An 11,870-nucleotide genomic window follows, 5' to 3' on the forward strand; every position below is an offset into this window, starting at 1 on the left:
ATAACAACTTGGGGCCATGTCTTTACTCAAAGGCGTGGCCCCTTTGTTTTCAGAAGAGAGCGATCCGGTATAGTCCAATGTTAAAAAGAGTATATAGTTTCCGAACCGATGAGACCGGCGCGATAACCGTAGACTGGGTGGTTTTAACTGCTGCAATCGCAGGTCTCGCCGCAATAATCTACTTCATCCTGAGCCAAGGACTTCTAACAGCGGGACAGCCGATCGCAAATGTAGAAGTAGAAGAGATGGTCTTTGAGTAGCGCGGGCCCGTTCCCATTTACTAGCGAGACGGCAACCCTGCGAATAAGCGAATTTTCTGCCAAAAATTACCGGGATTGTCCGCTTTTTCGACACAATTGAAAAATATCTTGGATCCTGAATCGATGTGACTTCAAGAGTCGCGGTCTACGGAAAATAAAGAGGGACAAATGCGAGCTGTTTTTGGACTTGTTCTTATCATCGGGGTCGCGTTGGCCGGTGGTGCTGTCTATATGGCACGCGAATACATCACGGACAATCAGGCCAAACTTGCTCAGGAACGCAAGTTGCGCGAAGAGGCGCTTGCCAATGCGCAGGCGGGCATTGTCCCGACAGTAGGCGTTTTGGTTTCGAATCGCTCCTTCAAATACGGCGAACGTTTGAACCAGGAAGATATCCGCGTCGTTCAGTGGCCAGAGGATGCGATTCCCGAGGGTGCCTTCGTGGACATGACAACCCTATTCCCGGAAATCAAAAACAATGAACGATTCGTTCTCCGCGCGATGGAGAAAGACGAAGCGATTATGGAAGTCAAAGTCACTAATCCAGGCGAGACTGCTGGCCTCAGGTCACAATTGCCCAAGGGAATGCGCGCATTTGCGATAAGCGTTGATGTGGCATCTGGCGTATCGGGCTTTTTGCGCCCAGGCGATACGGTGGACGTGTATTGGACCGGCTCATTGCGTGGCACCAGTGATTCTGGCCGCGGTGAGATTACTCGTTTGGTACTGACGAACATCGAATTGGTCGCTGTTGATCAGTCGGCGGGTCTGGATGTGACCGGCACAACCATTGCTCGCACGGTCACAGTTGCAGCGACGCCACAACAGATCGCCGCTTTGGCGCAGGCTCAGAACACGGGTCGCATGTCGCTGGCACTGGTTGGCGCTCAAGATGACAAGGTGGCAGAGGTGGTTGAAGTCGATCAGCAGTCTTTGCTTGGCATTGAAGAGAGGGCCCCGGCCCCCGTCGCAGCTCCGGAGAAGGTCTGCACAATCCGCACCCGTCGTGGCGGCGAGACGGTAGAGACCCCAATTCCCTGTACAAACTAACTAAGTTTCAGACCTTTACGAGACAAAGACCGCGCATTTTGCGCGGTCTCTTTCTTTGTGTTGTTGCGCATAATCCACATAAGGAACTTTCCAGAAACCATTGATTATTGCAATAAATCTGGTTCTGTCGCAGGGTTTCATAGCATAGGGCATAAGACCCAAAAAAAATCGAGTGGTGATCGGAGAGGCAGGTCACATGACAATACGTTCCTGGATCAGCGCAACCCTGCTGGGGTTGTCGCTAGTTGTGAGCCCAATCGGCGATGCCGCTTGGGCCCAAAATCTTCGCGTGGTTAAAAAGGGTACGGCGGAAACGCTGGATGTCCCCGTAAATCGCGCAATCGTGGTGGAGAGCGAACAACCGTTCGCAGACATCAGCATTGCTAATGCAGGCATAGCGGATATTTCGACCCTGTCGGACCGCACTATCTATGTTCTCGGTCGGGCACCGGGTACAACCACCCTGACAATGTTCGACGGCGCGGGTAATCTGATTACCAACGTGCGTGTGCGTGTTTCCCCTGATGTTTCGGAATTCAAAGAACGCTTGCGTCAGATTCTTCCCAGTGAGCGAATCGAGGTTCGGACCGCCAATGATGGGATCGTCTTGTCGGGAACAGTTTCCAGCAGTGCCAAACTGGCGCGTGCGCTTGAGTTGGCAGAACGGTATGCCCCTGAACGTGTATCGAACCTGATGAATGTCGGCGGCGTGCAGCAGGTCATGCTGAAAGTGCGCTTTGCGGAAATGAACCGCTCTGTAGCCAAAAACTTGTCGGCATCGTTGGGCTTTGGCGGTGGCGACACCACTGCGGGCTTCAATTCCTTGAATAACCAGGGCGCACTGAACAACGCACTGGCGAACAACATCCCGTTTGTTCAGACAAATTCCGGTGCCATTCTGTTCGGTTTCGGCGCGGGTTCAACGCAGGTTAGACTGCTTTTGGAAGCCCTTGAAACCAAGGGTTTGGTTCGCAGCTTGGCAGAACCGAATCTTTCTGCACTGTCTGGCCAAGAGGCGGAGTTCCTTGCCGGTGGTGAGGTGCCAATCCCAGTACCCCAAGGCGACGGTGTCGTTGCGATCGAGTATCGTCAGTTTGGCGTACAGCTGCTGTTTGTTCCGCGCGTCGTCGATGGCAACCTGATCAACCTGGAACTGGGTGCATCAGTATCGAGCATCGACCAGAGTGCGAACTTCACGATCAACGGCGACAATGTTCCTAGCTTCATCACGCGTCAAACACGGACAACCATCGAGTTGCGCGACGGTGAGAGCTTTGCCATTGCAGGCCTAATCCAGGATGATTTCACGGATCTGAACAGCCAGGTTCCCTGGCTTGGCGATGTGCCTGTATTGGGCGCGTTGTTCAGGAGCGCTCAGTATCAGCGTGAGCAGAGTGAATTGATCATCATCATTACCGCGCATCTGGTGTCGCCCACTCGTGGCGAGGCGCTTGCCCTGCCGACCGATCGCGTGAAACCGCCCAGCGAGTTCGATCTGTTCGTAAACGGCAAGATCTCTCGGACTGAACGCGCCGGAAATGGTGCAGCCTCTGAAGTTGCCAATCAGGATTTTGGCACCTCTTACGGCTACGTGCTGGACTGATAGAGAGGATAGAACCAATGGAAAAGTGGATCATCACACTGGGTCTTTCGGTTGCTGTCGCCGGTTGTACACGCGAGGCCGGGTACGAAATCGATCAGGGCACGTTTGGTAACGCTACACTGAACAACATTCAGGTCATGAATGGTGAGTTGACCTATGGCCAAATCCTCGCGCGGCGTTTCGCTGCCGAGGTGCCAACACAGATCAACTTTGCATTCGATAGCGCGCAATTGGACGCTTCGGCGCAACGAATCCTGTTGCAGCAGGCGGCCTGGATCAAACAGTTCCCCGAGGCGCGGTTCCGTGTCTATGGGCACACGGATGCCGTTGGCTCTGAGGCATATAACAAGCGATTGGGCCAGCGCCGCGCCAATGCCGCCGTTGCATTCCTGACACGACAAGGAATATCGCGCTCACGGTTGGAAGCCGTTGTTTCCTTTGGTAAATCCAGGCCGTTGGTTGCCACCCAAGATCGGGATCGACGCAATCGGCGGACAGTGACCGAGGTATCGGGCTTCTTCGACCGGCATCCAAATATTCTGGATGGAAAATATGCGGACGTGATCTATCGCGAATACATCTCAAGCGCGATCCCGATAAGCGATATCCAACGGCAAGAAGACGCCGGTGGTACCAGCGACTAATAAATAGGAAATGGGCGGCATTGTCGCCCATTTCCCTACAATTGGTTCTTTTGCGCCCAATTCTTGCCTAACTTCCAAGCCACTTTGTGAACAATTGGGTGACCTGCGGCCAAAATCGACCGCATCGGGCGACAGCATACCAGAACTGAATCTTCTCGCGTTCAAATGGTTTGCTCAGCCCTCTCGATGAGGATTGTGTTAATGACAAGCGCGACGCCGAAAGACGATAATAACGCCATTTTGGCCTGCACCATCAGCCGTGATGTCCAGAACTTCGACCTTTTGATCGAGGATATGGAAGCTGCGCTGGGCGAACGCTGGGGTGATCTTGGATTTGCCGAAGCGCTTGCGTTCTTTAGCCAACCCGAAGCCAAGACGCTTCAATTTGTAGCGCTGGCGCTGGACGGCGATGACGAAGACAACCTGACACTGATGGGTGAGATCATCACTCAGGCCAAGGAAAAAGGCATCAAGGTTGTCTTGATCGCCGAGGATGTCACCCCTGCCGCATTGCATCAGCTGCTACGCAGAGGTGCGGACGAGTTTGTCCCCTACCCGCTTCCCGAAAATGAACTTCAGGAAGCCATCGATCGTATGCAACAACCCGATCCGGTTGTGGCACCACAGGCAGCGCCCACTGCGACGAACGGCTCCTCGAAAGAAGGGGCGCTTTTTGTCGTGCAGGGCCTGGCAGGTGGTGTCGGTTCTACAACCATGGCGGTCAATCTGGCATGGGAACTTGCAACGGTTTCAGCCAAAGAAGCCCCGAAAGTGTGCCTGATCGATCTAGATCTGCAATACGGCACAGTTTCGACCTATTTGGATCTGCCTCGTCATGAAGCCGTGTTCGAAATGCTCTCAGACACGGATTCGATGGACGAAGACTCTTTCGGACAAGCGCTCCAGACGTTTGAAGAGAAGCTGCAAGTTCTAACGGCGCCATCTGACATGGTGCCGCTGGACATCATCACGCCTGAGGACATTCAGCGTGTGATCGACACCGCACGCGCGAATTTTGATTATGTCGTCATAGACATGCCAAAAACACTTGTTCACTGGTCAGAAACGGTTCTGCAGGCCGCCCATGTCTATTTTGCCTTGCTCGAGCTGGATATGCGCTCGGCCCAGAATGCATTGCGTCTGAAACGGGCACTGCAGGCCGAGGAATTACCCTTCAACAAACTGCGGTTTGCTATGAATCGGGCTCCGAAATTTACCGATCTCAACGGTAAAAGCCGGGTTAAACGTATGGGCGAAAGTCTGGGTATTTCCATTGATCTGCTTCTGCCCGATGGCGGCAAACCCGTCATGCAAAGCGGCGACCACGGTTTACCGCTGGCAAATTCAGCGGCCAAGAACCCACTGCGCCGGGAAATCGCCAAATTGGCTCAATCGCTTCATAGCCTTGGCAGCAGTGACGCCGAAGCCGCATAACTCAAAGGGGAGCTGCCGTGTTTTCAAGATACAAAAAACAGCCTTCGGCGCAGCCGGTTGAAACCCAGGCGTCGAAAGTCGAGGCCCCGGCAGCGGCAGCTGCGGCACCAGCTGCCAACGCAATTGCGCGCAAGCCGGTCAAGAAAAAGGCAGCAGAAGTTGTTGGAAACGACAAGGAACGCAAACGCAAGGAACGGCTGGGCGAAATCAAGCTTGAGCTGCACCGCGAGCTTCTTGAAAACCTGAACCTCGCAGCCCTTGAAAAAGCTGAAGAATCCGAGCTGCGGACAGAAATCAGCGCGATTGCCAGCGAAGTTCTGGAAGCCCGCAACATCGTTCTGAACCGTGAAGACCGCAGCCAGCTGAACAAAGAGCTTTATGACGAGGTCACCGGTCTCGGGCCGCTGGAAGCGCTGCTACAAGACGACTCGGTCAACGATATTCTGGTCAACGGCCCCCAGCAGATTTTTGTCGAACGGGCCGGTAAGCTTGAGATCAGCGACATCACGTTCAAAGACGAAAAGCACCTGATGCGGATCATCGACAAGATCGTTTCTGCCGTTGGTCGCCGTGTCGATGAATCCAACCCGTATGTTGACGCCCGCTTGGCTGATGGCTCACGTTTCAATGCGATGGTGCCGCCGATCGCGGTGGATGGTTCGCTTGTTTCCATTCGTAAGTTTAAGAAAGACAAGCTCGGCATCGACGATCTGGTCAATTTCGGTGCGTTTACCGAAGAAATGGCAGCCTATCTGCAAGCCGCCGTGTCGACTCGTCTGAATATCATTGTTTCGGGCGGTACCGGTTCCGGTAAAACGACAACGCTGAACGCGCTGTCGAGCTTTATCGACGACGCCGAGCGCATTCTGACCATTGAGGATACGGCGGAACTTCAGCTGCAGCAGACACATGTTGGCCGGATGGAAAGCCGCCCGCCCAACGTTGAAGGCAAAGGTGAGGTCAGCCCTCGCGATTGTTTGAAGAACGCCCTGCGTATGCGCCCCGACCGCATCATCGTTGGTGAGACGCGTGGCGCCGAGGTGATCGACATGCTTCAGGCCATGAACACAGGCCACGATGGTTCGATGACCACGATCCACGCCAACTCGGCCCGCGATGGCATCTCGCGTCTTGAAAACATGATCGCCATGGCGGGGATCGAAATGCCGATCAAAGCGGTCCGCAGCCAGATCTCGTCGGCTGTAAATCTGATCGTTCAGGCCAGCCGTCTGCAGGATGGTTCGCGCCGGATGACATCAATCACCGAAATTACCGGCATGGAAGGTGACGTCATCTCGATGCAGGAAATATTTAAATTTCAACGTGTTGGCCTGACCCCCGACAACAAAATCATCGGTCATTTCACCGCCACAGGTGTGCGCAGCCACTATTCCGAGCGCTTCCGTCTGTGGGGCTTCGATCTGCCCGCCTCGATCTACGATCCAACCACGATGTAGGAGAACCAAGATATGCAACTGCCTGTCGAGGCGCTCATCTACATCGTGATTTTCGTCGGGGTCTTTGCCCTGGTCGAAGGTATATATCTCGTCGCATTCGGAAAATCGATCAGCCTGAACAGCCGCGTCAATCGCAGGCTGGACATGATCGATAAGGGCGTCGGGCGCGAGCAAGTACTGGAGCAGCTGCGCAAGGAAATGCAGCAGCACATGAAGTCGCAGAGCATACCGCTCTACTCGCTATTGGCAGACAAGGCGCAGAAGGCGGCGATCGCCTTCTCTCCTCGGCAGTTGATTGTGATCATGGCGCTGGTTTCAGGGCTAGCTTTTGTAGGTTTGAGCGTAGGAACAGCGACCGAACCGACGCTTCGGGCGGCTCTATCGGTCGCGATCGGGGTCGGAGCGGTGTACGCTTGGGTCAATAACAAAGCCAATAAACGTATGGCCTTGATTGAAGAACAATTGCCCGATGCGGTGGAACTGATGGTTCGGTCACTTCGCGTCGGAAACCCATTTGTTTCCTCGATCCAAATCGTTGCTAACGAGGTCGAGGACCCCCTTGCGACAGAGTTCGGTGTTATCTCGGATGAATCCGCTTATGGCCGGGATGTCGGTGAAGCACTCAAGGATATGGCAGAGCGGCTGGACATGCAGGATTTACGGTTTTTGGCCGTCGCCGTTTCGATCCAGCAGCAATCGGGGGGTAACCTTGCCGATATTTTGGCCGGTTTGGCCAAGGTGATCCGCGCACGTTTCCGACTGTTCCGCCGGGTGAACGCTATCACCGCCGAAGCCAAATGGTCGGGCAAATTCCTGTCGGGTTTCCCGGTCGCCTGTCTTCTGTTCATCATGGTTAAGGACCCGAACTACTACGACGCCGTAATCGACGATCCGCTTTTCATTCCGGCATGTTTCTTTGTCGGTATCACGCTGACCCTGAACCTGATCGTCATGCGTATCCTGACCGACATTAAGGTTTAAGAGGCCCAAAGATGGAATTTTTGAACCAGATCAATGAACTGTTGAAGCAGAACTTGGGTGAATTCGGTCCGCTGATTGTCGTGGGCGTTTTGGGATTGTTCATGATCCTGGTCACGATCCCGCTGATGCTGAACCAGCCGGAAGACCCACTAAAGAAGTTGCAGCGGTCAAATTCACCGCCAAAAAACAACAAGAAAGAAAAGAAAGAACGTCTCAGAACAGCCAGCCGGAACGAACAGCTTGAGAAGTTCGCCAACTTTCTCGAACCCAAGAACGAAGAAGAGTATACCGCCGTTCAACTCAAGTTGAGGCAAGCCGGCTATCAGTCCAAGGACGCGGTTCGTTTCTATCACTTCGCTCAGTTCGCATTGGGCATAATCGGGATCCTGATCGGCGTCTCGCTGGTTACCGTGTTTGCGGGCGATCAGGAATTTGACTCGACGCAAATCCTCATTCGCGTTCTGGGACCTGGTATTGCGGGTTACTTCGTGCCCAAATACTGGATCACGCGGCGCGTAGAGGAACGCAAGGAAGCGATCGTAAATGGTTTCCCTGATACGCTCGATCTGATGTTGGTATGCGTCGAGGCCGGGCAGTCCTTGGATCAGGCCATTGTACGGGTCGCGTCTGAGATGAAAGCATCTTACCCAGACATCGCGCTTGAGTTCGAGGTTGTCGCCTACGAAATGAAAGCCGGTAAAGAAAAGGACACCGTTTTGCGCGACTTCGCGACGCGATGCGGCGTTCAGGACGTTAGCGCGTTCGTCACCGTGATGATCCAATCAGCGACATTCGGGACATCCATTGCCGAAGCGTTGCGGGTTTATGCCGATGAAATGCGTGACAAACGCGTGATGCGCGCCGAAGAGGCAGCGAATAAGTTGCCAACCAAAATGACCCTTGCGACAATGATGTTGACCGTCCCTCCTCTGCTGGTCATCCTTGTTGGACCTTCGGCAAAAGGTATTATGGAGTTTGGAAACCGATAACGCCTTCCCGCTTCTTCGCTGGGTTGCCAAATCAGGTTGTTGGCACCTTCGTATGACAATTCAGGCCGCCATGGTTTTCACCATGGTGGCCTCTTGCACTGAAACAGGCGCGACAGACGATCCGTTTGCCCCTGGCGTCGACCCAGATGGGCCTGCGGTAGATGAGGTGACCGTCGGAAACCGATTGATGGCGGCGGGCGAATATGAGCTTGCACTTGAATCCTTCACCCGTGCCGCGTTGCAACAGGGTATGACCCCGCAAATCCTGACTTCGCTTGGGACAGCTAATTTGGGATTGCGCCGGATTGGCCAAGCTGAACCGCTATTGCGTCGTGCTGTCGAGGACGATCCCGAGTGGCCTGTGGCATGGAACAACCTGGGTGTCTTCTTGGTGGAAACGGGCGAATATGCCGAAGCCGCGCAGATGTTCCGCAGAGCCTATGCGCTGGACAATGGCGAAAGTGACGCAATCCGCGACAATCTGCGGTTAGCACTCGCAAAAATGGAAAATCCTGTTAATAATACCCCACAAGAACAAGAATTTGAACTGGAGCAGCGCGGCAACGGGCAATTTGTTCTGCGTAAAATCCAGTAATAGAGGCAGAGCAGTAAAGGACGCACAAAAATGCGCCAACCCTTCTTGATTCCGACGATGCTGGCGTGCGGGCTGGTTTTGGCCGCCTGCGCAAAGGAAACCGAAGAGGAAAAGGTTGAACGTACTTTTCAGGAAGTGAACGTCATCGACGAGACCAACCTGAATGACGTGATGCTGAATGCGGCCGATCCCAATGAGGCGGTGACCTATTTCCAAAGTGCGGCCGCCAAGAACCCCGACCGCATCGACCTGCAACGAGGACTAGCAATCACGCTGACCCGTGCCAAGCGCAGCACTGAAGCTTCCGCCGCGTGGAAACGAGTGCTGAGCATGAAAGGGGCCAACAACGCCGACCGTGTCGAATACGCTGATGCGCAGATTCGCAGCGGCAACTGGGATGGCGCAAAGGCGACATTGGACAAAATCCCTCCTACATATGAAACCTTTAAACGGTATCGGCTTGAAGCGCTGGTGGCAGATGCCAAAAAAGACTGGAATCGCGCCGATCATTACTACGAAACCGCAGTGGGCCTGACGACCCGCCCTGCTGGCGTCATGAACAACTGGGGCTATTCCAAACTGACGCGCGGGCAATATGCGGAAGCCGAGCGGCTGTTTACCGACGCCATTAGGCAGGACAATTCTATGTTCACCGCCAAGAACAACCTTGTTCTGGCGCGCAGCGCGCAAGGCAACTACAGCGTTCCTGTTGTCCCAATGACGCAGACCGAACGGGCGAAACTGTTGAACACCATGGCCATTTCAGCCGTGAAACAGGGGAATATCAACCTGGCCAAGAACCTCTATCGCGAGGCGATTTCCACCCACCCGCAGCATTATGACGAGGCGGTCCGCTCGCTTCGGGCCCTTGAGGACGCCTGATCCATGATCATACCAGCGGCAGCGGCGGCGTGGTTTCTACCTTTTGTTCTGCCGATCTGTTTCTACGTTGCCTTTACGGATATGCGTGAGATGCGGATCAAGAACCACGCGGTCATCGCGCTGGCGGTTGTTTATCTCATCGTCGGGCTTATCGCATTGCCACCGTGGTCCGGTCCGTGGATCCCCGGCAACATCGGGCCGTTAACCCTGACCCTGCCTGCCTACGGATGGCAGCTGCTTCACATGGTTGTCGTTCTTGTTATCGGCATCGTGCTAAATGCAGCTGGGGTGATGGGGGCCGGAGACGCGAAGTTCTGTGCCGCAGCCGCAGCGTTTGTCTGGGTCGGTGACCTGATGTGGGTCATGGTGATTCTGACGGCAACTCTGCTGGGAGCGTTCTTTGCCCACCGGTTGGCGAAATACACCCGGCTGCGCCAGATCGCGCCACATTGGGAAAGCTGGGATCGCGGCAAACAGTTCCCTATGGGTCTGACGCTGGCTGGCAGCCTCGTTGTTTATTTGATTTTGGGCATAATCCACGGATCGTGAACAATCATCAGCGCGCCTTGCCCGCGCCTTTGTCCTGCCACAAATCCGCGCCAAATTCTTCCAAAGCGGCCCCGCAAGGGCCTTTTGCGTGATTTTTGGATGGACGAGCCCCGCTCATGAATATGCAGACCTCCTCTGTGATTGCCCCCCCTGCCCCTAAAGGCCTGGGAGAAATGCAACTTCCGCTGGTGATGATGCGGGACATTCTGTTGAAGACCGTCTTTCGCAAGAACGTGGATACGGTCAGCGAAATCGCGGGTGCCATCTGTTTGCCCGGGTCCGTGACACAGGAACTAGTTGATATCGCACGCGAGCAGAAACTGCTTGAAGCGACCGGGACTCTGAACGCCAACTCCGGCAATGAAATGGGCTATCAGCTGACCGATGCAGGCAAAGCGCGGGCGTTGGATGCGTTGAGCCAGTCTGAATATTTCGGTGCGATGCCGGTGCCGCTCGATGTTTACCGCGAGCAGGTCAAGCGCCAGTCGATCCGCAACATTCAAGTCACCCGCGACCAGCTAACCGGCGCGATGGGCCATCTTGTTCTGCCCGACAGCCTGCTGGATCATCTGGGCCCGGCGGTCAGCGCCGGTCGCTCAATTCTGATGTATGGCCCTCCGGGCAATGGTAAATCCTCGATCTCGAACGGCATTCGCGATGCTTTGGGGGACAACGTCTATGTTCCGCGCGCAATCGAATATGCCGGTCAGGTGATTACGGTCTACGACCCGATCGTGCACACCGCGATCGAGCAAGAAGAGGACGATCCCAACAGTCTGCGCCGCCGCAAGCGGTTCGACACTCGCTATGTTCAATGCGAACGCCCCACCGTTGTGACTGGTGGTGAACTGTCACTGAGCATGCTGGATTTGGTCTACAACCCCACTGCGCGTACTTATCAGGCGCCTCTGCAGCTGAAATCCACCGGCGGCATCTTCATCGTGGACGACCTTGGACGTCAGGCAGAGCCCCCTCAGGCCCTGATCAACCGCTGGATTGTTCCGCTTGAAGAAAGCAAGGATATCCTTGGCCTGCAATCGGGTGAGAAGTTCGAAGTACCATTCGACACGCTGGTTATATTTTCGACCAACTTCCACCCGAATGAGATTTTCGACCAAGCGGCCCTGCGCCGGATTTTCTTCAAGATCAAAATCGACGGCCCGAACCAAGAGAACTTCCTGAAGATCTTTGCCATGGTCGCCCGCAAGCGCGGTATGCCACTAGACGAGGCGGCGCTAGTGCATTTGCTGAAGGTCAAATACCCGACCATCAACAACATCTACGCCAACTATCAGCCGATCTTCCTGATCGACCAGATGATCTCAATCTGCGAGTTTGAGGGTATCCCTTATCAGATGAGTCCTGACCTGATCGACCGAGCCTGGGCCAACATGTTCGTTAAGGAAGAAAAGATCATTCACTGATC

The 11,870-nt window shown here is 54.6% G+C and carries 12 protein-coding genes; all 12 read left to right on the forward strand.

The window, feature by feature from the left end; genetic code table 11:
• Nucleotides 1–77 precede the first annotated feature (77 nt).
• The 12 genes from ACR0AW_RS07165 to ACR0AW_RS07220 all read left to right on the forward strand — a co-directional run bounded on the left by ACR0AW_RS07165 (nt 78) and on the right by ACR0AW_RS07220 (nt 11,868).
• The gene (locus tag ACR0AW_RS07165) at nt 78–260 is read left to right on the forward strand and encodes a hypothetical protein (RefSeq protein ID WP_170424293.1); all 183 of its coding nucleotides are present in this window, start codon (nt 78–80) and stop codon (nt 258–260) included.
• A gap of 168 nt (nt 261–428) precedes the next feature.
• The gene (gene cpaB, locus ACR0AW_RS07170; RefSeq protein ID WP_170424295.1) at nt 429–1,310 is read left to right on the forward strand and encodes a Flp pilus assembly protein CpaB; all 882 of its coding nucleotides are present in this window, start codon (nt 429–431) and stop codon (nt 1,308–1,310) included.
• Nucleotides 1,311–1,506: 196 nt separating this feature from the next.
• On the forward strand, nt 1,507–2,913 hold the full coding sequence (locus ACR0AW_RS07175) for a type II and III secretion system protein family protein (protein WP_170397343.1): 1,407 nt from the start codon (nt 1,507–1,509) through the stop codon (nt 2,911–2,913).
• Nucleotides 2,914–2,930: 17 nt separating this feature from the next.
• Nucleotides 2,931–3,557, forward strand: a complete 627-nt coding sequence (locus tag ACR0AW_RS07180; RefSeq protein ID WP_170397345.1) for an OmpA family protein — start codon at nt 2,931–2,933, stop codon at nt 3,555–3,557.
• A 201-nt stretch (nt 3,558–3,758) separates the two neighbouring features.
• Nucleotides 3,759–4,991, forward strand: coding sequence for an AAA family ATPase (locus tag ACR0AW_RS07185; RefSeq protein ID WP_170733261.1), 1,233 nt, complete (start codon nt 3,759–3,761; stop codon nt 4,989–4,991).
• Nucleotides 4,992–5,008: 17 nt separating this feature from the next.
• A complete protein-coding gene (locus ACR0AW_RS07190) occupies nt 5,009–6,448 on the forward strand; it encodes a TadA family conjugal transfer-associated ATPase (protein ID WP_170397349.1) in 1,440 nt (479 codons plus the stop codon).
• Nucleotides 6,449–6,460: 12 nt separating this feature from the next.
• Nucleotides 6,461–7,429, forward strand: a complete 969-nt coding sequence (locus tag ACR0AW_RS07195; protein ID WP_170397358.1) for a type II secretion system F family protein — start codon at nt 6,461–6,463, stop codon at nt 7,427–7,429.
• Between the two features lie 11 nt (nt 7,430–7,440).
• Nucleotides 7,441–8,418, forward strand: a complete 978-nt coding sequence (locus tag ACR0AW_RS07200; protein WP_170397360.1) for a type II secretion system F family protein — start codon at nt 7,441–7,443, stop codon at nt 8,416–8,418.
• Between the two features lie 52 nt (nt 8,419–8,470).
• Nucleotides 8,471–9,013, forward strand: coding sequence for a tetratricopeptide repeat protein (locus ACR0AW_RS07205; protein WP_370644360.1), 543 nt, complete (start codon nt 8,471–8,473; stop codon nt 9,011–9,013).
• Nucleotides 9,014–9,043: 30 nt separating this feature from the next.
• Complete coding sequence (locus ACR0AW_RS07210) at nt 9,044–9,895, forward strand: tetratricopeptide repeat protein (protein ID WP_170397362.1); 852 nt, start codon at nt 9,044–9,046, stop codon at nt 9,893–9,895.
• A 3-nt stretch (nt 9,896–9,898) separates the two neighbouring features.
• Entirely contained in the window at nt 9,899–10,444 is a 546-nt protein-coding gene (locus ACR0AW_RS07215; protein WP_170733262.1) for a prepilin peptidase, read from the forward strand.
• Nucleotides 10,445–10,560: 116 nt separating this feature from the next.
• Nucleotides 10,561–11,868 carry an ATPase gene (locus tag ACR0AW_RS07220; RefSeq protein WP_170397365.1) on the forward strand — a complete coding sequence of 436 codons (1,308 nt, stop codon included), beginning with the start codon at nt 10,561–10,563 and terminating at the stop codon, nt 11,866–11,868.
• Nucleotides 11,869–11,870 lie beyond the last annotated feature (2 nt).

This window comes from Ruegeria sp. C5 (assembly GCF_056537605.1).